Raw genomic sequence first — 23,726 nt, 5'->3', positions numbered from 1 at the left:
GTTTTAGGCAGCTCTTTGCCTGTCCCACCTTCACCAAACAAGTCTGGTATTGTTGGTTATATTATGGGCTCTGTGTTTAGCCCTGAGGAATGGGGAAAATGAGCAAAACCCTTAAGGATAATACTTTAAATGCTTTTATAAGCATTATTCTCATAATGTTTGGTATATATATACTAGCAACTGGTGAGATCAAGAATATGCAATTGGGAAGTGAAAGGATAACCCCAGCTTCAGCAGTGATTGTTTTTGGTGTATGGATACTCATTAAGATTGGAATTAGAATATTTAAAAACAAGGAGTTGTAAAACATTGTGGTTTTTCTTTTTAGTCCCGTGAGTGGTTGCCAAATGAAAGGCAAATTGCAAAAATGAGATTTTCTTCAATAGTCAACCGCTGGTGACGCGCTACGCGTAATGATGCCGCGGGCCGCCTGATCGCTCGCCACAGATCGGCACCGAGCATACCGCTGAGGCGCCAACGGTCAATTAGCCAGCGTGACCAACGACCATGGTGACGTAACGTTCCAGTACGACTACGCCCAGCGACTGATCGCGAGCAACAGTGGCATGCCGGAGGGCACTATCAGTGAAAACACAGCCTAGCAGTGGCAACAGCGCCACACCCTCACCGCCAATGGCGCGCCGCAGCAGAGTCAGCTCGGCGACCTGCCCGCCCTGAACTGGCACACCTACGGCAGCGGCCACCTGCACGGGTTGAGCGCCCCGGACCTCAACCTGGACATCGCCCTGGAACCCGACGCCCTGCACCGCGAGACTCAGCGCCGCGTCAGCCTCGGCAGTGGCGACCAGACCCAACCGCTGATTCTGGAGCGTGGCTATACCAACCTTGGCCAGCTGGACCACCTCACCCTGCGCGGCGCGCAAGCCAACGGCGGCCAGCAGTACCAGTACGACGCCCTGGGCCGCATGAGCTTCCGCGCCCTGCAAGGTGAACGATCCAAAGTGATTGCGTACAGCTATGATGCCGTCGGCCGCCTGACCGGCAGCCAGCACGGCGACCAGGCCCACCGCTACGCGGTAGACGCCGCCGGTAACCGCCTGGATGGCCAGCAGGCGCTCTCCGACAACCGCCTAAGCCAGCTCAACGGCACTCGCTATCGTTACGACGGTGCGGGCAACATGATCGAGCGGCAACAACCGGACGGCGAGCGCCTGACGATGGGCTACGACGGCGCCAACCGTCTGGTACAGCTCACCCACACCAGCGCCTACGGCCATACCACGGAGGCTGCCTACCGCTACGATGGCCTGGGCCGCCGGATCAGCAAGACCGTGCGCCACACCAACGGCACTACTGCCAACACCCACTACGGCTGGGACGGCGACCGCATCGTGCGGGAAGAAAGCGATAGTCAGCGCTCGACCATTGTCTACGAGCCGGGCAGCTTCATGCCCATGCTGCGTATTGACGATAGCCAACAGGGCCAAGTGCTTAGTACTTTCGTCACGGATGCGCTGGGTACGCCCGTGCAACTGGTGGCGCCTAATGGCGAAACGAAATGGCAGGCGCAGCCTGATGATTGGGCGGCGGTGAAGAACGTTCGCGGCAATACAGCGCAGCCGATTCGCTTTCAAGGCCAGTGGCAGGATGACGAGAGTGGGCTCTATTATAACCGTCACCGGTACTATGATCCGCAGCAGGGGCGGTATATATTAGCCAGGATCCGATTGGGTTAAGTGGTGGTACGAATTTATATGGGTATGTGACGAATCCGACGGGCATGGTGGATGCACTAGGATTAAGAAGCGCAGGCCCTTACGGATTGGGGGGAGGGCCTAATAGTCAATCGAATATGGTCAGAAGACAAGCAGAAGCTGCTGATGCAATGTTGCGAGTAGATAAAGCAACTGCCCGAGAAAGCGCTGAAACTATCAGTAACTTTGCTGCTGCATGCTCGTTAGTTCCACCACTGACTACTGTATGTGGTACAACCTCTATAGCAACTGGCATTTTTGCAGCTAGCATTGATTTTACTGATGAAAATTACACGCATACTTCTGCAGGCATAAGTTCAATCGTTGGTTCTGAGGTAGTAAACTTGATGATGAAAAAAGTATTTTCTTCCGCGATTCAATCAGTAACGCAGCTGGCGTTGGAGTTGGCTTTGTAAACCAAAAGATTAATGATGTTTTTGTCTTACCTGAACGTAACATTGAGCAAGATTATGACAATTAAAAACAAAAAAGCCGCAGGGTTTCTTCTATTTTTTTATTAAACCTTCTGTTAATTGGAGATTTAAGATCAATTACTTCGAGTCCTGATCGATCATTGGCAATATTTTTATATGGCCGCATTTGCCAACTATCAAATTATCGCCTTTTTATTTGGCTGGGTAATGCCGATGCTAACTTACTCGGGAGGCTTGGTAAAAGAAAAGCACGATACAATTAGGGTTATTATGTTTATTTTCTTTATATGTTTTTGGATATTTATCTTTAAATCCTCTTGGTTTTAATAAGATTAATTTTTGGCTGATATCAAGATTATAAACCTAATTTCATAGCTTGAAAAAAGGGGTTTGAAAAGCTTTACTTCCAGATTTAAAAAACAAAAAACAATAGTAATGAGTCGGCCGGGCGGCTCGCGGATCGAATTCCGCTACGACCGCGCCGGACGCAAGATCGCCACCCTCACCCCGCTGGGCCGCGAGACGCTGTTCGAGCGCGACGAGAACGGCCAGGTGATCGGTCAGGTCACGCCGGATGGGCAGCGTTGGACGATGGAGCGCGATGCGTTAGGCAACACCGTGCGTATCGAAGGACCCGAGCACCAGCGCTGGCAGATTACCCGCAACAAACGCGGCCAGCAGTTGGAGATCACCGGGCCGGAAGGCACTACCGCCTTCGCCTATGACGATGAACGCCTGCCCGACCGCCCTACCACGGTCACCGATGCGGTGGGCGCGACGCACCAGCGCGAATGGAACGCCCTGGGCCAGGTCACCGCCGAGATCGACTGCTCCCAGCAGCGCACCGCGTACGATTACGACCGCCACGGTTTTCTCGCCAGTGTCACTAACGCCCTAGGGGAAACCACCCGCACTCAGCACGACGAGTTAGCCCGGATTTCTCATGAAGGGATAAAAAGAAGCGGCTAAAAGTGCTATGATTTCAAGTGTCTAAGCAATCCACCAAGCACTAGTAGCCGCATCCAGAATGGTACCTCAAAAGCTGACCTTCTCGCCACTTTCCCGCCGCCAGATTGAAGCCGATTTCTCCGGAGGCCATATCACCTCCGATGCTGGCTTGCTGTTACTGCGTGAAGTCGACAAACAACACCGGTTAACCCAACGGCTGGCCGAGACTCTGACCGACCAGCGGGATTCCCGAATGATTCGTCATGAGCTCAAGACCCTGATCCGGCAACGGGTCTACGGCGTGGCCGGTGGCTACGAAGACCTGAATGACCATGAAGCACTGCGTTTTGATCAGGCGCTACAAACCGCCACGGGTAACGCCTCCGTCCTGGCCGGCAAATCCACGCTGTGTCGAATGGAGCAGGCGATGGATCGGCAAACCCTTGTTAATGCTCATGAGCTGCTCTGGCACCACTTTATTGAGCAGCATGAGAAGCCGCCCAAGGAAATCGTGCTGGATTTTGACGGCACCGATATTCCGGTGCACGGCGACCAGCCGGGTAAGTTCTTTAACCGGTATTACGACCATCACTGCTACTTCCCGCTTTACGTCTTCTGCGGTAGGCACTTGCTGGTGAGCTATCTGCGCACCAGCAATCGAGGTGATGCCCGGCACAGCTGGGCCATTCTGGCGCTGCTGGTGCGATTTATTCGCGGGTATTGGCCACAGACCCGGATCGTGTTCCGGGGCGACTCCCACTTCAGCAAGCCCCGACTGCTGGCCTGGTGTGATCGCAATCAGGTGGATTACATCGTGGGCATGGCCCGCAACCAGCGACTGGAGGCACTGGCTGCCCCGGCCATGGATAAGGTCCGGGCCTACTACGAGGCCCATGGCCATAAGCTCGCCAGTACTTTCCGCTTCCGCTACAAAGCCCGAAGCTGGCACAAGCCACGCTGGGTGGTGGCGCGTCTGGAATATGGCCCTCAAGGCCCGAACCCCCGGTTCGTTATCAGCTCCCGCTACGATGAGGGATTCAAGCTCTACTACGAACAGTATTGCGCACGGGGTGATATGGAGAATCGGATTAAGGACCAACAACTGGATTTGTTCGCGGATCGCACCTCCAGCAGCAACTGGTGGACCAACCAGTGGCGGCTAATCTTATCCGGCTTCGCCTACACGTTGTTCGAGCGTTTGCGGGTGCATCTGAAAAACACGCCCTTCGAGCGTATGAGTGCCGGCACCCTGCGCTTGAAGCTGATCAAGGTTGGTGCGGTCATCATCCGCAACACCCGTCGAATACGGGTGTTGATGAGTGATAGCTACCCTTACAAGAAGGACCTCTCGGCACTGGTTCAGCGATTGGTGCCCGGATAGATGATCGGGCTCCCCCGGCCCGACACCAATGGGGGAAAGGGGGAGTTGTGCCTGAATGCCGGAAACTGGCTAAATAATCGCCAACTTCGGCCATGACCACTCGGATCTAGCACTACCAAGCTTGGTCTGCGAAGGTTGTTGGAGCACTATGAGAAATCCGGGTTAGAGCGCCGTATTGCCACTCAACAGCCCGATGGCACCATCACTATGACCCGCAGGGCCGGCTGGTCGAGCTGGAAGGCCCGCAAGGCTTCCGCCAGCAGTTCTTCTTTGACGATCACGGCCGCCCGGTGCAGCGCATCGAGGCCGACGGCAGCCATCAATATACCGCCTATGACGACATCGGCCGTCTGAACGAACTCACCCTGGGCAACGGTGCAGTCTATCGCTTTGCCTATGACGACATGGACCGCCTGGCCAGCGAGACCGGTCCGGATGGTCGTGAACAGCAGTACCGCTATGACGACGCGGGCCAGTTGGTCGAGCGCACCGAAACCCACCGCACAGGTCCGGACGGCCAGCCGCTGGCTACGCACTACGACTACGATACTGCTGGCCGCCTGACCGCTCGCCATCTACCGGCCACCGAACACGCCCCGGCCAGCAGCGAACACTACCGCTGGGGCGCCAACGGTCAACTGGTCAGTGTGACCAACGACCATGGGGAAGTAACGTTCCAATACGATCATGCCCAACGGCTGGTCGGTGAACATCAGCACCATGTCAGTATGGAGGGAGACAGCGGTTGGCAGTGGCAACAGCGCCACACCCTGACCGCCAACGGCGCACCCCAACAAAGCCAGTTCGGCGAGCTGCCCGCGCTCAACTGGCACACCTACGGCAGTGGCCACCTGCACGGCCTGAGCGCGCCCGAGCTAAACTTCGAGATTGAACTCACGCCCGGCGCTCTGCACCGAGAGACTCAGCGCCGCCTGGCCTTGGGTAGCAGCAACCAGGCTCAGCCGCTCATTCTAGAGCGCGGCTATACCGAACTGGGCCAGCTGGACCACCTCACTCTGCGCGGCGCGCCCCAAGGCGGCGGCCAGCAGTACCAGTACGACGCCCTGGGCCGCATAAACTTCCGCGCCCTGCAAGGCGATCAAGCCAAAGTGGTTGCATACAGCTATGATGCCGCCGGGCGCCTCACCGACAGCCAGCATGGCGACCAGGCCCACCGCTACACAGTAGACGCCGCCGGTAACCGCCTGGATGGCCAGCAGGCGCTTTCCGACAACCGCCTGGGCCAACTCAACGGCACCCGCTACCTTTTTGATGGCGCGGGCAACAACAACTGGACGGCGAGCGCCTGACAATGGGCTACGACGGCGCCAACCGTCTGGTACACCTCACCCACACCAGCGCCTACGGCCATACCACGGAGGCCTCCTACCGCTACGATGGCCTGGGCCGCCGGATCAACAAGACCGTCCGCCACACCAACGGTACCACCGCCACCACCCACTACGGATGGGACGGTGACCGCATCGTGCGCGAGGAAAGCGACGGTCAGCGCACCACGGTCGTGTATGAGCCGGGCAGTTTTGTGCCCATGCTGCATATTGATGATACCCAGCAGGGCCAAGTGCTTAGCGCTTTCGTCACGGATGCGCTGGGTACGCCCATGCAGTTGGTTGCGCCTAATGGCGAAATGAAATGGCAGGCGCAGCCTAATGATTGGGTGGCGGTGAAACATCAGCGCGGCAGCACAGCGCAGCCGATCCGCTTTCAGGGCCAGTGGCACGATGAGGAAAGTGGACTCTATTACAACCGCCACCGGTACTACGACCCGCAGCAAGGCAGGTACATTAGTCAGGATCCGATTGGGTTGTTGGGTGGGATTAATTTGTATGGATATGTGGCGAATCCAACAGGGATGGCGGATCCGCTAGGGTTAAATGCTTGGGAAGCCATCAAGTTTCATTCTAGAATGATACCTCGCTTCATCCGAGACGAGGGTATGGCTGTGTTGACACGTACCGTAACCGTTGTTGGTGGCGGTGGTCAAGTCTTATTGGGAGGAGCGCTCTGTAAGACAGTAGTAGGTTGTGTAGCGGGTGCGCCTATTGCAGGCCTTGGCGTTAGTAATATTCAAGAAGGCTTTTCAGAAAATGGAAATGGGTTTGCACGCGAAGCTGCTGTAAATCAACTTGGAGAACAATGGGGTAATTTAGCTGTTGACGGTGCGAATTTGGGTACCTCAGTTGGCGGGTTATTAAGGCCTGTACAAAGCCCCGGAACATTTAAGCTGTTTCGTAGTTTGCCTAAGGATTTCATACCAGCATATCAAAATGCAACTCGAAACTCGTTATTGCTTGAAACGGTCCCATCGAGTATTGGCTTACGTGATGCTGCAAACAAACAACTCAATTTACTTCAAGAGGATTAAATTATGGGTTTATACTATTCATTGTTTTTTTTCGTATTTACAGCTTTGCTGATAAAGTTTTTACTTGCAAATGGCAAAAGGATTAAAAGGATTAAAAGGATTAAAAGGATTAAAAGGAAAAAGATTGCTTTTATATTCATAGTTATAACCATAACAGCCGCTTTGAATGCTGATGCGGTACATAATGAGCTTGTTTTCGAAAAGACTACTGCCTCAGTTTTTTTATCTCTATTGTCAGTTGCTTTACCTATTATTGGTTTTTGGATTTACAATAGAAGAAGATATTAAATTATATTCAAGACTAGTTGGAATGCTGTTTCATTCGTATGAATCGTTACTATTAAATAATTTTCACAGTGCAACAATTCGTCTAGCGAGTTCCTAATAAGCTAGTAGCTTACTAAAACCATGCTTGTCTCAGTCATGCTAACAGTAAAACTTAATGGCAGGCTCAGCCTGACGACTGGGCGGCGGTGAAACATCAGCGCGGCAATACCAACCAGCCGATTCGCTTCCAAGGAAAGTGGCACGATGAAGAGAGCGGGCTCTACTACAACCGCCACCGGTATTACGACCCGCAACAGGGGCGGTTTATTAGCCAAGATCCGACTGGGTTGTTGGGTGGGATTAATTTGTATGGATATGTGGCGAATCCAACAGGGATGGTGGATCCGCTAGGGTTAAATGCTTGGGAAGCCATCAAGTTTCATTCTAAAATGATACCTCGCTTCATCCGAGACGAGGGTATGGATGTGTTGACACGTACCGCTACCGTTGTTGGTGGCGGTGGTCAAGTCTTATTGGGAGGGGCTCTCTGTAAGACAGTAGTAGGTTGTGTAGCGGGCACGCCTATTGCAGGTCTTGGCGTTAGTAATATTCAAGAAGGTTTCTCTGAAAATGGGAGAGGTTTTGCACGCGAAGCAGCCGTCAAGCAGTTGGGCGAACAATGGGGAAATCTAGCCATAGATGGGGCGAATTTAGGTACTTCTATTGGCGGGCTTCTAAGGCCGATACAGAAACCTGGAACTTTTCAGCTATTTCGAAGATTACCTGAAGACTTCATTCCAGCTTATCAAAGCGCAACTACAACGGGTCTAACTATTGAAGCTGGCTCTGCGGGCATGGGCATTTTTAGTGGAATTAATAATTATATGGAAAGTAACAAGGAGTACCAGAGATGATAGACGTTATATTGTCAATTATATCTTTCATGGTTTTTTTGATAGCTAAATTGCTAAAAGAAAATGCAAGGAGACTAGGTAAAAATATAACTTTGCTATCCTACTCAGCGATGTTTTTTTCATATTTCTAATTGGAGGAGCGGTAGATGGCGAGCTGTTATTTGAAAAAACAACTTATTCAGTAATTTTGATTTATATAATGGTAATTATTTGTGCAGTATATGTCTGGAAGACTGTCAGCAATCTTCAGGATTCATAGATAAGCTATGATAGCTTCAAAACTTGGATTCAATAAACAGTTGCAGCCCTGCGGTGTTTGTCAACGTAGTTGTCGCGTAGACCATTCATTTATGCAGCTTCCTTCTGCGCTACCTCAGGCCTTTCAGGGTTGAGTGTCACTGGCCCAACAGGCTGCCATTTTCTCGTCTCTTTTGACCAACGTTCCGGTTGTGCGGCTCGGGCCTGCTGATACAAGGCATGACGTTTGGCCAGAATATCCTTATCAAGACCTTGATGGCGTTCTGCTGGCGTCCCCCGGTGTCAGGATAAGTGTCGCCCCCTCTGATATTCTTTCTTAAACATTGATCAGGCGGCCTGTCTGTCACAGTCAGAACGCCAGCGTAAGACAGATCAAACAGTAGCGCAAACGTATCAAAGTACTGGAGAAAGAACTGACTCGTAAGCCCAGTGCGTTAGCCAAAACAGCTGTCTTGTTAACGCTGCGAAAAAAAGCAGCGGCGGTCTGGTGGGGGCGAGGACGAATAATTAGCACCCCTGATCGCCGATATGCCATTACGCTAATCAATAATGTCCGTGCTCAAGGTGCACGTTTAGCGGCCGCCTGCCGCAAACTGGGCATGAGTGCTCGGACATATCAACGGTGGGCGCGCAATGGTGAACTTCGCGAAGACCAACGGCTTTTGGTTGAGCGGCCGACACCTGCCATCGGCCAGACTATGCCCACTTGCCGCCGGAACAGACCGTGGTAAGGCTGTTCGATGAGGAAGAGCGCTACCTTGCCTTAGCTTACACGGGAAATGAAATACTTCACCTGACTAACCACTATCGCCGCCAAACTAAGCTTTTTCACGGTCACTGTAGACTCTGAGGTTCACTGACCAATACCGAAAACGCTATAAGCACTTCTACCTAAAGAGACGGTTATTGACCAATAATGACCGTTCCTGAACCGGTGATAACGGTATTGCCATGGGAGCCAGCACTACCCAACATCGCGGCGGGTTTTCCGTTGACAAATACGGTGGATGAAACTGCTTGAGTAATTGGGCTGCCACATGCGGATTCGTCGCCTAGCCTTGCAGCAAACAAACTGTCATAAAAAACATCCGGCGAGCCCTTTACCAATGGGTTTTTGCCATGCCCTGGTATAGGGCATGAGGTCATATCAGTAACACGTGCGGCTGGCTTTCCACTCATGATAGAGCTCCTGACGAGGGTGACGTTTATTGATTAAATCTAATAGAAAAACGTATAGGTAAAACGGTTAAGTGACATTAGCTCTCCTCCGGCCTTGCCTTTCCCCACTGCCCAATGCCTTCAGCAATCAAACTCAGTTGACGCACTACCAGAGCACCGGTCTCCTCGTCTCCGCCCGTTAACTGTCGGCGCTGGAACTCCCGCTTGATGCTCTCCCAACGTTGGCGCTCTTCGTCGTCCAACGTATTGCGCAGCTCCTTCAGCTTTAAAAGGTTCTCTTCAGCCCCTTGAGTGAGCAATTGCGCTTCACCTACGTAGTGGTCGTCAATGATGGCTTCAAGCTCACTCTCACTGAGAATAGGCGATATCTTTTCTGCCAGACGATTCATGTTCCGGTAACTGCCTTGAAGCCGGAAAGGAGGCTCGGTACGGTACTCATCAGCCTGGGCGCTGGAGGCGATATACTGCTGATTGACGCGTAAAACCACTTCGCGCACTTTGAACATGTTTTTCAACACGGCTACGATCTCTTCACGCTCAGCAGCGCTGTAATCGTGTTCAAAATCGGTGCTGGGAACCTCGCGCCCTGCAGCCACATCAGCAAACCGGTAGAAGTCGTCCAGCCCCCGTGTTGCCAGCGGCGCCAGCACCGTGTTGGCGCTCATCGAGTTCTCGATATAGGAGAGCGCGAACACCTCCTCCATACCGCTTAACACGTCACCCAGGTTATATACATCGGCGCGGTTGGCGAGCATATCGGGCACATTGAAGACATCCCCGCTTTCCGTATATGGGTTACCCGCCATGGCGATACAGAAGCGTTTTCCACGCATATCATAGGTTTTGGTGCGCCCGTTCCATATACCGTCAATGCGTCGGCTGCCATCGCATAGTGAGATAAATTTCTGTAGAAATTCAGGGTGTGTATGCTGAATATCATCAAGGTAGAGCATGACGTTATTACCCATCTCAAACGCCAAATTGAGTTTAACGAGCTCAGCGCGGGCAGTGGAGTGCGTAGCAGCTTCAGGATCTAGCGAAGTAACATCATGGCCAAGACTTGGGCAGTTGATCTTCATAAAGATCAGCCCCAAGCGGTTGGCAACATACTCCATCAAGGTGGTTTTACCGTAGCCGGGCGGAGAAATCATCATCAACAGACCGCTGTTGTCGGTACGCCGGTTATCCCCCACGGTGCCCATCTGTTTGGCAAGGTTATCGCCAATGATCGGCAGGTAGCTTTCGGTAATAAGCTTGTTGCGCACGAAGGAGTTGAGCGGTTTGGGCGTGTACTCTTCTAGTCGTAAGCGCTCGCGCTGCTCGCGGAGGATACCCTGACGCCGCTCTTGAAGCGCTGACCAGTCTCGAATAACGACCTGCTGGTGGTGACGTAACCGCTCCTGAAAATCATCTAATTGTAACGCCAGCTGCTGTTGGCCAAGCCGCTCGTGCTGGCCCAGCAGGCCCTCAACGGTGAAGGCTAGCTCAACGCTGTGCGGAACACTTTTAAGCCGGTCAGCGGTGTTGAGCATGGCAATGGCTTCGGGCAGGTAATGCAGCCATGCCTCTTGTTTGGCTTGCCGGGCATGGGCTTGAAGCCAGTGCGATGTGATCGTCCAACGTGCGCCGGGTTGGCCCGTGACAACGGCCAATGCCTCTTGAAAATGCGCATAGTGCCCTTGGCGCTGCATAGTGGTGATAAAGCTCTCCACCAAACTGGCAGCGTACTGCGTAACCGGAAAACTCTCGCCCTCTTCTGCCAGTTGGCGCACTAGATACTCATTGGCACTGGCCAATTGGCTCGGTGAGTAAGCAAGCTGATGCGTCTTAAGGAACGCCTCCAACTGCGGCTCAACCTCTTGCATCAAGGCGTGAATCAAATCGTCGTTATCCATGATCCGACACAAAATACCGGCTGACAGACAGCGTGCCCTTAGGTTGCGCGCAGCGTTTTCATCGCGCAGACGACCCGCCCAAAAGAGCATCGCCAACGACCTGGGCAGCGGTCCAAATCCAAGCAGCCCCGCGCTTTGGCGCGCAGGCCACAGCGTACGCACGATCAGCGCAGCATCATGATCATGAATGCCTTTCTCATAGCCTTCTCGGTAGCGTGGGGAGGCAAAATTGGCGATTTTTCGCTGCAGTTCTTCAATATCTTCGACATTGACCTGCTTGGCCCCCGGCGTCGACAGCGTCTGCATAAACAGATAGGCGAGGTACTCAGCGCGATAGACAGCGCGGCTTTCCGAAGGCAGCGACATGTTCCAGTAATCATGCAGCTCCGTTAGGCGGGGATCTTCAAGAGGCTCGTAATATTGAGTACCCGTCAGATGCAGCATAATGCGCTCATCACGGGGCACCAGCGTCAGATCAAGGTTCTGCTGGTTAACACTAAAACGATGACGCGGCCCCAAGCGAATGACGTTGCCACCGGATTCATAAATATCGGCACGGTCTCGCACACTGCGCATCGCTGCATCCTGCGACGCACGCAACCGCCCGGCGATATCATCCGCCTCAAGGTTGGCACCTATATTGCGCAGCTCATCCACCATGCTGCGCACTTTTCCCACCATGGCATCGGCGGCAAAGAAGCTATGCAACTCTTCCAGCGTTTCAAAGCGCTCCGTGCGGCGTGTAACGTTGGATAGAATGCGCTGACTGGCATCGGCCAAGGTGGACACACGGCGCTGGCGTTCATCCTGGAGCTGTTGGCGCCGCCCTTCGATGCTTTCATGAGCGCTTTCACGCTGTTCAAGAATCGTGGTTAGAAACTCATCGAACTCGCCGAACTGACTCTCCAGCTCCTGCAGTTGGTCGAGCATACGGGTCATTAGCTGGTCGCAATCGTCCGGCTCGCGTAACGCCCCTACCCCATTGGCAAGGCTTTGCTCGAACAGACGGATTTGCGCTGCAAACTGCGCCTGGGCTTCGGCACTGCCCTGCTCGCGCAGGCGAATCTCCGCTTCGGAACGCTGCTGGTTAATAGACGCATAAATACTCGAAATATTTTCGGTAATGCGCGTCTGCTCAATGGCATCGCCCCCCGACATGGAAGACAGCAGCCCTTGGATCATATCCAGTCCTGAGGTCAGCTCACGATAACGCGCGACATATTCCGCCAACTGCTGGCGGGTTTCTGCCTCACCCACCTGCGCCTTAAGCTCTGCCAGGGTTTCACGGTAGCCATCCAGCGCTTCAGGCTGAGCCAGAAAGGTAAAGGTCTGCTGTGTCAGCGATGCTTCAGCCTTGTCCAAGGCTTGTTCCAGCGTTTTCAGGCGCTCTTCGTCAAGGTAACGACGTTCTCGCAGCGCCATTAACCGCCCACGATGATCGCGCAACCGCTTCAGATAGGTCACGAAGACATCGGGCGCTTTCCAGCTGCTGGGTTTCAGCTCACGCAGTAAATCGGCCTGCTGTTTACCTACCTCATCAAGCGCTTGAGCGGTCTGAGCGCGGATAGCCTGTACTTTTTCGTATTCGTCGAGCATCAACTCAGCGGTATGCTTGAGTTGTTCGAGCGCCTTATGGATAGCGCTAAAGTCAGGTTCGCCAATCCAGTAAAACTGATTCAGCGTTCGGTCGACGCGGCGAATAATGGCGTTGAAATGCCGCTCGGTCGCCTGCTGTTCGCTGGATAACTGAACGATGCTGTTGAGCTCAGCGATACCGCGCACCAGTTCCGGGTTACCGATTCGCCCAAGCGGCGTATCGTTACGCACCGCGTCTTGCGCATGGAATCGCTCCGACATAAACGGCGTGGCCCAGACCTGGATGGGATGAACCAGCGTCGGCTCTTCTTCGGCATAGAATATCGCCAGGTGTCCGTTTTCAAGCAGTGCCACTCCGTGGCCAACCATCGGTGCATCCACCTGTTTACGAATCAGGTTATAGCGGTACAGCACCACCTGCCCGGTTTGCGGTGCATAGAAGACGTAAAGAACATCTTCACCATTAGGCGAGCGCACCATGCGCTTGAAACGTAGATCCTCTTCAGGCACTTCATAGGTGGTTAATTCGCCCGTATTCAGGTAGAACCCCGATGGGAAAATCAGGCCATGATTTTCCGGCAGCTCAATCACCGACCCCGCCATGGCATCGACACGCTTAACGTGTTGCTCAGCGCGGTTAAAAAGATAGTAACGCCACTGCTTTTCGCTAAAAGGCAGAATGCGGATAAGCAATACCGCGCCCAGGTCGGCGTATTCAAAGGTGGCATCGTCCAGGGACTGGGAGTCAGAGTCGACCGGATCGGTAAAGATGCCTTCGCCGCTACTGGTGTTATTTTCGATTTTGAATGTAATGTTACCGCGCAGATTATCCACGAACACGGCATCAAGAATATTCAGGTGAGGCGCGCGCCCCTGCTCCTGCAAATCGCGCCCCGCCTCTTGCCAGGCAAAAGCGAACCGCTCTGGAAACACCAGATCGCGTTCACCGCGATTATCGATATAACGGCTTACCTCACCCTGAGCCGTCAACTCCCACCGAAAAACCCGCACATCACTGAGCTTTTCACCAATCTGAAAAGCAATCAGCAGTTTGTTATTTAGCGTTACCAGCTGCACCAGCGTGGCGTGACTGTAGTACTGCTGCAGTTCCCGAAAGTCCCGAGTGAACTGCTCATCGGTTAAAAAGCTGTCCGTGAGAGGCGCTTCTGTCAGCTCTAATCCGTCTTCATCGTCCTTGAGATGGTAAAGCGAAAAAATATCGTTAGCATCCAAGGCTTTACGTAGCCCCAACTGCACGTTGAACCCAAATAAAATTTGGTCACCAATGCGCACCATGTCGCGAGCGATAGCGTTGTTTTCAGTACGCACCCGGGCACGGCCTAACAGCGCCATGCTGCTGCTTCCAAAAACGTCTGCGCGCGCTTCGTTCAACTGACCGACGGATGTATTCAGCTCACTGCCCTGAGTTCTCAGGCGGCGTTGAATGGTCTCGAATGCCGTGCTTTCTCTAACAATATTCTCGACCGACGACGGCTCCTTCGACATAGCGTCCTTCGACATAGTGTTCATCCTGAAAAAAGTGCTCAAGCGAAATAGCAAAGACCGCAGCGTGATGAACATGCGGTCTTGGGAAGGCTACGGGTTATTCGGCTGCATCATGCCAAGCAAAGCGGCTCTTGATGAGCCGCCTCTTTTATCAGGCTGATTCCGAGGACTTGCTCGACCCCATAGCACGGCTGGCAAGGCCTGCCAGCGTGGCTTGAAGCGCCGGGGACTTGTCGAGTACCCCCTGCACCGTCTTGCCATAGCCAAGGCCGGTGGCAAATTTTTCGAAGATATCGCCGTCGCCGCCAATCAGTTCGAACTTGGCGTTGTGCAGAGCCGCCGACATGACCTTGCCATTTTCGAGCATGCCCGTGCGCTGTGCTTCAATTTGCGCCATGACTTCCTTCTCATGAACCTCCAGGTTCATGCGGAATTCTTCAAAGTGGCGCGCCTCTTCAGACATGTTGTCGTAAGCACGCAGTTTCTCGACCAGGCCGTTCGCTTCGGCCTTAGCCATCGCTTCACGGGCCTGGGCTTTAGCGGTACCCAGCTTCTCTTCGCCCATTGCTTCCGCTTCTAGGCGCTGTTCAAGCACGCGCACTTCCGCCATACCTGCATCTTCATCGGCTTTTGCCGTCGCGGTTTTCACTTCGGCCAAGGCCATGCCTTCGCTACGCTGGGCGTGAGCGCGGGCTTCAAGTACTTGGGCTTCGGCCAAACCATCTGCTGCCAGCAACGCCTGCTGACCACGTGCCTGCTTCTCTTCGGCCGCAGCGCGCTTCTCGGCAGAATCCAGCTCCGCCTGAGCACGGATGATGGTCTCTTCGGCTTCAAGTTTAGAACGCTCAAACGCCGCTTCGGCTGCGCGCACTTCCTTGAGCTTGCTCTCTTCGGCAACCGCCTGCGCCGCCGTCAGGCTAGTGACTTTCTTACGCTCGGCTTCGGCGCGGTTGCGCACATCGTTGATGTTCTCTTCTTCTTCAGCCACATTCCGCTCAACGGCGATACGCTGGCTGGTAATATCGGCAATTTCTTTGCGCTCTTCTTCCAGCGCTTTTTCCATGCCGATACGCTCAATTTCTACCGCGCGCTCGCGGTTAACGTCTTCAAGCTCTCTGGCCTGACGGATCCGCACCTCCTCAATTTGTACGGCACGCTCGCGCGCCTTGGAGGCCATTTCAATCTGCCGCTGCTTGTTCTCGTCGGCAATCGCCAGCTCTTCATCCGTCTTGATACGCGCCGCTTCACTCTTGGAACGCTCCTGATGAAGCACCTGCTCGGCTTCTGACTCTTCACGCGAACGCAGGCTTTCGATCTCACGGCGCTGACGAGCCTCCGCATCGGCTTGGGTACGCTCAAGCTCTAACGCTGCTTCGCGGGCCGAGACATTCTTGCGCTGAATTTCGAGTTCCTGATCACGCTCCAAACGGTTGGTTTCAACATTGTGCTTCGCCGTAATTTCGGTGATGCACTTGATACCTTCAGAATCCAGAATGTTATGTGGATCAAGCGAGTTTTTAGGCGTCTGCTCCAGATAGTCGATCGCGACATCTTCAAGCACATAGCCGTTCAGATCCTGACCAATGGTTTCGACGATGGCATCACGGAACTGCTGGCGCTCATCAAACAGCTGCATGAAGTCCATCTTTTTACCGACGGTCTTTAACGCTTCGCTGAATTTGGCATTGAACAGCTCATTCACTGCATCGCGGTCAGACGCCCGATTCACGCCCACCGACTTGGCTACCCGCAGCACATCTTCGGCGGTCGCATTCACGCGCAGATAAAAGGCAACGCTGATATCGGCGCGCAAGTTATCGCGGCAGATCAAGCCCTCTTTACCGGTACGGTTTAGCTCAAGGGTGATGACGGAAATCTTCATGATTTCCGCACGGTGAATAACCGGCAGTACCATCGCGCCGGTGAAATACACCTTAGGTGTCGTCGAGAGATCATTGACGATCAGCGTCTCGCCCTGATCAATCTTGCGGTAAAACGCCTTGAACAGTGATAAGAGCGCCATGATAGCGACGACAATAACGCCAATGCCTACTAACAGCGGCATAACCCACGATAAGTCCATTTTCTTCTCCTACATCCAAGCAGTTAATCGGCTAAGCCGGTTTTAAAGTCTTTCTCAGGCATTACCCAGTAAGCGTCTTCGTCGGCGAGATAGTGAATTAGAATGGCGCGGTCGCCGCGCGCTAAGGGCGTATCACTGCGAATCTGTAATATCAGGTGGTCACCTTCGATATAGGCATCGGCTCGGCCCCGCGCTCTATCAACACTGCCAGAACGCACTGTACACAGCGTACCGGTTAAGCGCTTCTCAGCAGACAGATGCTGGGCAGGTTTAAATAGAGGGCGTAAAGGGCGAACCACAAAAGAGGTGACGAAGATGCCTATGGCAAAACTAGCCAGAAGTAAGACAATATGAAAAAGCCAAAGTAATAAACCAGGACTAAGGTGTGCGCCTAAAAGAAGCTCACCAAAATAACTAAATAACCAGCCGCCTAAAGCGACGAGCGTAATCACTAACGGCAGTGGTACACCCTGAAGACCCAGCGTTGCCAGCAAACCGCCGACCCCCATGGCGCCATCACCGCCCAAGTCTCCCTCTGGCACATCACTATCGACCATACCGGATAGCGAAATAAGCCAATAAATAACGGCAATGCTTAACAGCACGGTAAAAATGACGGTTGGAAAACCAGTGATAATAGAAAAAAATAGAGGCATGTGCCTGAGATTCCTTAAACAGAGCGTAAGCGCCACCACCAAGCGATGCCGCTCTAATAAATCCTTTTCGTATCGGTAAGGGCAGTGCAAAGCGGAAACGATATCGCACTGTTCAATGCAGGCAACCAATCCGAACAGCAAACGCTGAACACCCCCTAAAATCGACCAGACGAAACTACAGGAATGCTTATTAATATCAACAAATCAGTGGCTATTTGCGATATTGCTTACAAATGCCATAGCGAATGTCTTACAAAGAGATTGGCTTAAAGAGACTCTAAAAAAGTATCTGACATCAGCGATAATATGCCACCGTCAACTGCATCTGAATTTTCATTTTTTTGCCTACTCAAATGAGAGTGGGTGAATACTAGCAATTACTCAGACCATCCCTACTTTTGAACTCCTCTAAAATGGGGGGTATTACTGTCTCTTCGCTTATCTTAATGCTCGTTTTTATCGGGTGCTGTCCAAATCGGCACATCCTCACGTTTGGGTTCCTGCCAGTCCTGCTGCATCGCGCTATTCAGTGACTCCTCCAGTTTCATAAATAGCTCACCATAACGCGGGCTAAAGCTGATGCCGCCTTCGATCTCTTTCCAAGCCTCAAACAGTTCGTCTTCATGGGCTTCTTCATTTTGTACAAATGACCAAGTCATTTGCTTGGCCCGCATGGGATGTACGCCCATGGCCGATAGTGCATGGCCGCCAAGCTCTAGTGCGGAATGATACGTTTCACTCACCACATCATCGGCCCCGGCTTCACGCAGTTGATAACCATGCCCACGGTCAAAAGCGCGCGCCAGCACCCACACGTTGGGATAGTAGTGTTTTACGTGTTGAGTCATCTGTACAGCACGCTCACGATCATCAATGGCGACCACCAAAAGGCGGGCGCTTTCAATCCCCGCCCTTTCCAACAGGTCAGAACGGCTGGCATCGCCGAAGTAGCTTTTAATATTGATTCGACGAGAGTTTTCGATCTGCTCCAGCTCAAGATCAAGCACTACCATCGGGATATTATTGGCCCGCAGCAGGCGGCAGATGATTTGCCCAAAGCGCCCTACTCCCGCAATGATAACGGGCGCCTGTTCCTCAATGGCATCGGCATCTCGGCCCTCTTTTGCAACCAGATAGTGCGGCAGCACCAAGCGGTCATAAGCAATAAACAGGAGCGGCGTTAAAAACATTGAAAGGGCGACGACCAGCGAGAGCACTTGCGCGGTATCTGCTGGTATCACGCTGCTTTGTACGCTGTAGGTCAGCAGTACAAAGCCAAACTCGCCCGCCTGGGCCAGGCTCAGCGCAAAGAGCCAAAAGTTGCTTCCCTTGATCTTGAACAACCAGGCAAGCGCCAATAACACGACCGCTTTAACAGCAATGACGGCAATACCCAACGACACGACGGTGGCCCACTCGGCCGCCAGCACATCGAAATTAATGCCTGCACCAACAGTGATGAAGAATAGCCCCAGCAGTAAACCTTTAAAGGGCTCGATATTGGCTTCCAGCTCATGCTTAAACTCACTGTTGGCAAGCACGACACCGGCCAAGAATGCCCCCAGTGCTGGCGATAAATTCACCAGGCTCATAAGTGCTGCAATACCGATAACCACCATCAGCGCCGTGGCGGTAAATACTTCACGAAGCCCTGCGCCCACCACATAACGAAAGAGCAACGGCCCCAGGTAATACCCACCAAGTATCACCGCAGCAATGGAGCCTACCACCACTAGCGCATGGGTCCAGCCAGTCAGGTGCGCGACCAAATTGAAGCTACCATGGTCGGGCTCACCACCTGGTGCCCCCATTAATTCGGGCAGTGCTAAAAGCGGAATAAGCGCCAGCATCGGGATAACCGCTATATCCTGAAAAAGCAGAACGGAAAACGCGCTACGCCCGCCTTCGGTTTTCGCCAGGCCTTTTTCATTGAGGGTTTGCAACACAATAGCGGTAGAAGAGAGCGCAAAAATCAACCCGACGGTTAGCGCGGTTTGCCATACCAGACCTAACCACCAGGCAATCAGCGTACCTGCCGCTGCGGTAATGATTACTTGCAAGCCACCAAGGCCGACCAAGCGAACCCGCATCGCCCAAAGGCTTTTGGGGTCAAGCTCCATACCGACCAGAAACAGCATCATGACCACACCAAACTCGGCAAAGTGCTGAATGGTGTTGGTTTCCTGCCCGACCAAGCCAAATACCGGGCCAATGGTAACCCCGGCAATAAGATAGCCCAACACTGACCCCAAACCCAGCCGCTTGGCCAGTGGCACCGCAATGACTGCCGCCAAAAGGTAGATAAATGCTTGAATAAAATAGGCCGTCATACCGCACTCCTTAAACGAGATATCGCTATATTAGACGATGAGCGCCCGTTAATGCTTCGCACTTGATACGCCAGTGCCCTGCCCTTGCTGCACCAAATTACTCGTAGGGCTATTCCATCGAACGACTTGCTCTTTGAGTGACTTGCCCCTCGAACGACTTGACTTCTTCGCCAACCAATATATCGTACTAGTACACTAGTACACTAGTACGGCATTCAACTATTGGTGCGCGCATGCCTATATCCAGTTCTACCGATGATGTTTACCAAACTGAATTGATTAATTACCTTGTGGCCATTGATAGTTCTGAGGCCATGAATGAAGCACTTGAAAGCCTTCTGACGCCTGCAGAGTACCAGGAAATCAGCAAACGCCTGCAGATTTTTAATTTACTGCGTGATGGCGTACCACACCGCAAAATTGCTGAATTGCTGGGAGTCGGCATTGCGACGGTTTCTCGCGGCTCGCGCGCGCTAGGCACTTCTCACTCATTACTGGATCGCTGAATCATGACTATCCACGCCCAATCAGATGCTAGCCCGCGTCCGTTTACTCTGTCGCGTAAGCCCCACTACGTAACGCTTGCCGCAGACTGTGACTTTTTTGGCCTATTCAAAAAAATAGAGAAGCAGTTCGATACCTGTTACATGCTTGAATCGCTGGGTGAAGACAGCCACATCGCCCGTCATTCAATCATTGGATTTGATCCTGAATATACCATTTACGCGAATGGCCAAACGCTGACCATCGAGGGTCGTGCAGGCAAGGCCGAGCACTACTCAAGCGATAATCCTTATGAATTACTGCGCAGCCTGATCCCGCAAAATATTATTTCGCGAAAATATGCCGGTGGGCTAAGCGGCTATTTAGGCTACGATGCGATGCAGTATTTCGAGCCTACGCTTTCCTTAAAAGCCAATGATGACTTCGATACGTTTCGCTTTGGGCTTTATAAAGATGGGCTTATCCTCGATAAGATGACCGGCGAGGTAACCTACTTCTATTACGACCATAGCCGCTCTGATTTCCTGCAAACGCTTATCGACGCTGAGGATATCGAGAGCGACGACCTGAAAATTACCGCGCTTGGCGACACCATGAGCCAAGCAGAACACGCCGCAGCGGTCGCCAAGGTCAAGCAGGATATTATCGACGGCAAGGTGTTCCAGTGTGAAGTCGGGTTTAAAAAGCGCTTTCGTATCGAGGGCGATACGGTCGCTCTGTACGACCAGCTGCGCACGATTAACCCTTCCCCTCAGATGTACTACATGAAGTTTGGTGATCAGAAGCTGGTCGGTGCAAGTCCCGAGCTTCTCTTCCGCTTGCGCCAGGGTGAAATGGAAACTTTCCCGCTGGCAGGCACCACCACCCGAGGCCAAACGCCCCAGGAAGATACTCAGCTGGCCCGTACCCTGCTTAACGATCCTAAAGAGATTGCCGAGCACAATATGATCGTTGATCTACATCGCAATGATATTGGTCGGGTTGCCCAGTTTGGCACGGTCAAGGTGCGCAGCCTGATGGACATTAAGCGCTTTAGCCATGTTCAACATATTTCCAGCGAAATCGTCGGCATTATTGCCGAGGGCGAAGACATGTTTAGCGCCTTGGCCAGCAACTTCCCTGCGGGCACGCTTACCGGTGCACCCAAAATTGAAGCCATGAAAATTATCGATGACCTGGAAAACGATGGCCGGGGCCCTTACGGCGGCGCGGTTGGCCAGTTTTCGTTTAACGGTGACTGCACTTTTGCGATCCCGATTCGTACCGTGTTTGTCAACGGCGAGCGGGCCTATGTGCAGACCTGTGGTGGCAACGTGTTTGATAGTAACGCCGCCGATGAGTATGAAGAAATACGCCGTAAATTTGCCGGCACGCGTAAAGCCTTAGCCCCCTTTATGGATTCGGAGAGCCTGGCATGAAAGTGTTAATCATCGATAACTACGATTCGTTCACCTACAACCTGTACCAATTTATTGGCGAGATTCTCACCACAGAAAAAAACCGTGGCGCGGTCAATGATTTTGAGATTGTGGTAAAGCGCAACGACCAGATTCAATTTACCGATATTGTGGCGATGGCGCCGGACCGTATTATTATTTCGCCGGGGCCTGGCTCGCCAGACGACCCACGCTACTTCGGCGTCTGCGCAGAGGTCATCAAAGAGCTGGGGAAGACCACTCCGCTGTTAGGTGTCTGCCTGGGGATGCAGGGGATTGTTCATGTGTTTGGCGGCCAAGTGGTGAAAGCACCGCTTCCCATGCACGGCAAGATCAGCCCCGTTACGCATACTCAGCAGTCGGTATTTAAAGGCGTGCCGGACCAGCTTGAGGTGATGCGCTACCACTCGCTAATTGCTGATGCAGGTTCGCTACCCGACTGCCTGGAAGTGACCGCTGCGGTGGGTAGCCTGGAGGCGGCCCACTTTGAACAGCGAGAGCACTGGGAAGCCGCTGGGGAGTTCGAGCTGATGGGCGTCAAACACCGCGACTATCCGATCCACGGCATTCAGTTTCACCCCGAATCCTTTGCCACCGAAGGGGGTAAAGAGCTGATTGCCAACTTCTTGCTGGCATAATTCATCTTAAAACACGCCACAAAAAAAGCGGGAGGCCGTTTAATGACGTCTCCCGCTTTTTAATGTTGGCGAGAGGTTTAACGCCCCTTACCTTCATCGCCTAATGTAAATGAGGGCGGATCACTGGCTGGAAAGGTGTCATCAACCGTGTCGTCCACCCCTCCTTCCGTCCAGTCGCCATTGACGTTATCAGCCGAGTAAACCGTGTAGTTTTCAGCCAGTGTCCACTGACCATCACACTCTTTCAGGTCATGCCGTTCGACCCAAATACGGCTTCCCCCGGCCTTGAGTATCTCAACTTTTGTTTCAGCACTGTCATCTGAAACCGTGCCTAGCGCACTACCGTCCTGGGTATAAACGGTGGCATCTTGAAGATTATGCTCTGCCATCATAAGGTCCTCCAATGATATCCAAGTATCAATACCTTAGTTGGCACTTTCACGAAGGGACAAGGTGTTTTCAGCAACTTTACCTTATCGCAATTTTTTGATTCCCAAGTCTCCTTCGCTTATTTTGAATGTTTCCTGGCTAATCCATGCAAGCGCTTAAAAAGCCTAGCGTTTCGTTTTGGGGCGCGGCGCTTTTCCTCGCGCGGCTGGTTTACCTGCCCCGGGCTGCCCTTTACCAAAAGACTTACTACTACGCTTGCCTTGGGCTGCAGATTTTCCCCCTGCTGCGGTTTTTGCATTAGGGTGAGCTTTGGAAGTACCGGGCTTGCCCTTGGTGTTTGAGCGCGTTTTACTGCCCGCCGCTTTGCCAGCGCTAGCGGATTTTTCCCCTGCTCCCGGTTTTTCCTTACGTGGACGCTGCCCATTAGGTACCCGAGGCTTGGCTTTCGGCTTAGCCGGTTTAGGAGGCGCTGCACTACTGTCAGCGCTCTCCGTCAGGGCAATGATGGTCTCCACCTCTTTGGGCGTTAAATCACGCCAGTCACCCAGTGCCAGCCCCTTCAAAGACACATTCATGATCCGCGTGCGTATTAATTGGGTAACGTCATAACCGAAGTATTCGCACATCCGGCGTATCTGACGATTTAACCCCTGCACTAGCGTGACAGTAAACACAAAAGTGGACACTTTCTTCACCTGGCACTTCTTGGTGACCTGGCCAAGAATCGGCACACCCTTTTGCATCCCCTCAACAAATTCCTCCGTAATCGGCTTGTTAACCGTTACCTGGTACTCTTTTTCGTGATTGTTGTTGGCACGGAGAATTTTATTAACCAGATCCCCATTATTGGTTAAAAAGATCAGCCCTTGGGAGTCTTTATCCAGCCGACCAATGGGGAAAATACGTGTCCCATGCTTTACAAACTCAACAATATTGTCTTTTTCACTCGATTCAGTCGTGCTCACAATACCGACAGGCTTATTGAGCGCAATCAGAATAAAGTCCTCTTCCTCCTGGGGCTCAATTTCCTGACCGTTCACCTTTACACGGTCACCAGCCATTACCTGGTCACCGGTTGTCGCACGACGGCCGTTGATCCAGACATTGCCCTGCTCTACATAGCGGTCTGCCTCACGGCGCGAGCAAAGGCCGCTTTCACTAATATATTTATTGATTCGAGTCGATTTTCGTAATGACATAACACGCCGTA

The 23,726-nt window shown here is 52.8% G+C and carries 20 protein-coding genes and 1 pseudogene; 11 read left to right on the top strand and 10 right to left on the bottom strand.

Annotated elements, in window-relative coordinates; all coding sequences use genetic code 11:
• Positions 1-98: 98 nt before the first annotated feature.
• The gene (locus INT20_RS01515; protein ID WP_193056314.1) at positions 99-305 is read left to right on the top strand and encodes a hypothetical protein; all 207 of its coding nucleotides are present in this window, start codon (positions 99-101) and stop codon (positions 303-305) included.
• A 180-nt stretch (positions 306-485) separates the two neighbouring features.
• Here the strand turns inward: INT20_RS01515 and INT20_RS18195 are convergent, their stop codons facing one another.
• Positions 486-710, bottom strand: a complete 225-nt coding sequence (locus tag INT20_RS18195) for a hypothetical protein (protein ID WP_264299219.1) — start codon at positions 708-710, stop codon at positions 486-488.
• A 3-nt stretch (positions 711-713) separates the two neighbouring features.
• On the opposite strand from INT20_RS18195, the gene INT20_RS18000 reads away from it, so the two are divergent.
• The 4 genes from INT20_RS18000 to INT20_RS01490 all read left to right on the top strand — a co-directional run bounded on the left by INT20_RS18000 (position 714) and on the right by INT20_RS01490 (position 4,478).
• Positions 714-1,697, top strand: coding sequence for an RHS repeat-associated core domain-containing protein (locus INT20_RS18000; RefSeq protein ID WP_226911985.1), 984 nt, complete (start codon positions 714-716; stop codon positions 1,695-1,697).
• Positions 1,698-1,741: 44 nt separating this feature from the next.
• Positions 1,742-2,131 (top strand): hypothetical protein, encoded by a 390-nt coding sequence (locus tag INT20_RS17995; protein ID WP_226911984.1) that lies wholly within the window; start codon positions 1,742-1,744, stop codon positions 2,129-2,131.
• Positions 2,132-2,701: 570 nt separating this feature from the next.
• A complete protein-coding gene (locus tag INT20_RS01495) occupies positions 2,702-3,118 on the top strand; it encodes an RHS repeat domain-containing protein (protein ID WP_193056313.1) in 417 nt (138 codons plus the stop codon).
• Between the two features lie 58 nt (positions 3,119-3,176).
• Positions 3,177-4,478 (top strand): IS1380 family transposase, encoded by a 1,302-nt coding sequence (locus tag INT20_RS01490; protein ID WP_193056312.1) that lies wholly within the window; start codon positions 3,177-3,179, stop codon positions 4,476-4,478.
• 182 nt (positions 4,479-4,660) lie between these two features.
• Here the strand turns inward: INT20_RS01490 and INT20_RS18190 are convergent, their stop codons facing one another.
• A complete protein-coding gene (locus tag INT20_RS18190) occupies positions 4,661-4,798 on the bottom strand; it encodes a hypothetical protein (RefSeq protein WP_193056311.1) in 138 nt (45 codons plus the stop codon).
• Between INT20_RS18190 and INT20_RS18285 the strand changes: the two genes are divergently transcribed.
• The 3 genes from INT20_RS18285 (at position 4,769) to INT20_RS18280 (ending at position 8,045) form a co-directional block, all read left to right on the top strand.
• Positions 4,769-5,788, top strand: a complete 1,020-nt coding sequence (locus tag INT20_RS18285) for an RHS repeat protein (RefSeq protein ID WP_193056310.1) — start codon at positions 4,769-4,771, stop codon at positions 5,786-5,788. The two genes, INT20_RS18190 and INT20_RS18285, sit on opposite strands and share 30 nt — an antisense overlap.
• Positions 5,789-5,790: 2 nt before the next feature.
• Positions 5,791-6,864 carry an RHS repeat-associated core domain-containing protein gene (locus tag INT20_RS01475; RefSeq protein ID WP_193056309.1) on the top strand — a complete coding sequence of 358 codons (1,074 nt, stop codon included), beginning with the start codon at positions 5,791-5,793 and terminating at the stop codon, positions 6,862-6,864.
• A gap of 473 nt (positions 6,865-7,337) precedes the next feature.
• Positions 7,338-8,045: an RHS repeat-associated core domain-containing protein gene (locus INT20_RS18280; protein WP_193056308.1), complete on the top strand. Its 708-nt coding sequence runs from the start codon at positions 7,338-7,340 to the stop codon at positions 8,043-8,045.
• Positions 8,046-8,393: 348 nt separating this feature from the next.
• Here the strand turns inward: INT20_RS18280 and INT20_RS01465 are convergent.
• The 6 genes and pseudogenes from INT20_RS01465 to INT20_RS01440 form a co-directional block, all read right to left on the bottom strand.
• Positions 8,394-8,576: pseudogene (locus tag INT20_RS01465) on the bottom strand (IS3 family transposase); the annotation flags it as partial.
• Positions 8,577-9,206: 630 nt separating this feature from the next.
• On the bottom strand, positions 9,207-9,482 hold the full coding sequence (locus INT20_RS01460; protein WP_193053726.1) for a PAAR domain-containing protein: 276 nt from the start codon (positions 9,480-9,482) through the stop codon (positions 9,207-9,209).
• Between the two features lie 77 nt (positions 9,483-9,559).
• Entirely contained in the window at positions 9,560-14,494 is a 4,935-nt protein-coding gene (locus tag INT20_RS01455) for a DNA repair ATPase (RefSeq protein ID WP_226911983.1), read from the bottom strand.
• A 136-nt stretch (positions 14,495-14,630) separates the two neighbouring features.
• Complete coding sequence (locus INT20_RS01450; RefSeq protein ID WP_193053724.1) at positions 14,631-16,562, bottom strand: flotillin family protein; 1,932 nt, start codon at positions 16,560-16,562, stop codon at positions 14,631-14,633.
• A gap of 23 nt (positions 16,563-16,585) precedes the next feature.
• A complete protein-coding gene (locus tag INT20_RS01445) occupies positions 16,586-17,218 on the bottom strand; it encodes a hypothetical protein (RefSeq protein WP_193053723.1) in 633 nt (210 codons plus the stop codon).
• A gap of 443 nt (positions 17,219-17,661) precedes the next feature.
• Positions 17,662-19,548, bottom strand: a complete 1,887-nt coding sequence (locus INT20_RS01440; protein ID WP_193053722.1) for a monovalent cation:proton antiporter-2 (CPA2) family protein — start codon at positions 19,546-19,548, stop codon at positions 17,662-17,664.
• 233 nt (positions 19,549-19,781) lie between these two features.
• Between INT20_RS01440 and INT20_RS01435 the strand changes: the two genes are divergently transcribed.
• From INT20_RS01435 to INT20_RS01425, 3 genes are read left to right on the top strand one after another with little or no spacing between them, the layout of a single operon-like run.
• A complete protein-coding gene (locus INT20_RS01435) occupies positions 19,782-20,054 on the top strand; it encodes a Trp family transcriptional regulator (protein WP_087109185.1) in 273 nt (90 codons plus the stop codon).
• Between the two features lie 3 nt (positions 20,055-20,057).
• Positions 20,058-21,470 carry an anthranilate synthase component I family protein gene (locus INT20_RS01430; protein ID WP_193053721.1) on the top strand — a complete coding sequence of 471 codons (1,413 nt, stop codon included), beginning with the start codon at positions 20,058-20,060 and terminating at the stop codon, positions 21,468-21,470.
• Complete coding sequence (locus INT20_RS01425) at positions 21,467-22,126, top strand: anthranilate synthase component II (RefSeq protein WP_193053720.1); 660 nt, start codon at positions 21,467-21,469, stop codon at positions 22,124-22,126. The genes INT20_RS01430 and INT20_RS01425 overlap by 4 nt, the downstream gene beginning before the upstream one ends.
• A gap of 77 nt (positions 22,127-22,203) precedes the next feature.
• On the opposite strand, the gene INT20_RS01420 is transcribed toward INT20_RS01425, so the two are convergent.
• Positions 22,204-22,518 (bottom strand): hypothetical protein, encoded by a 315-nt coding sequence (locus INT20_RS01420; RefSeq protein WP_172116419.1) that lies wholly within the window; start codon positions 22,516-22,518, stop codon positions 22,204-22,206.
• Positions 22,519-22,680: 162 nt separating this feature from the next.
• Positions 22,681-23,715, bottom strand: a complete 1,035-nt coding sequence (rluF, locus tag INT20_RS01415) for a 23S rRNA pseudouridine(2604) synthase RluF (RefSeq protein ID WP_193053719.1) — start codon at positions 23,713-23,715, stop codon at positions 22,681-22,683.
• Positions 23,716-23,726 lie beyond the last annotated feature (11 nt).

Origin of the sequence: Halomonas citrativorans (assembly GCF_014898005.1) — a bacterium.
Taxonomy (GTDB): domain Bacteria; phylum Pseudomonadota; class Gammaproteobacteria; order Pseudomonadales; family Halomonadaceae; genus Vreelandella; species Vreelandella citrativorans.
The sequence above is the reverse complement of the archived record's forward strand: the minus strand, read 5'-3'. Positions and strand labels throughout refer to the sequence as shown.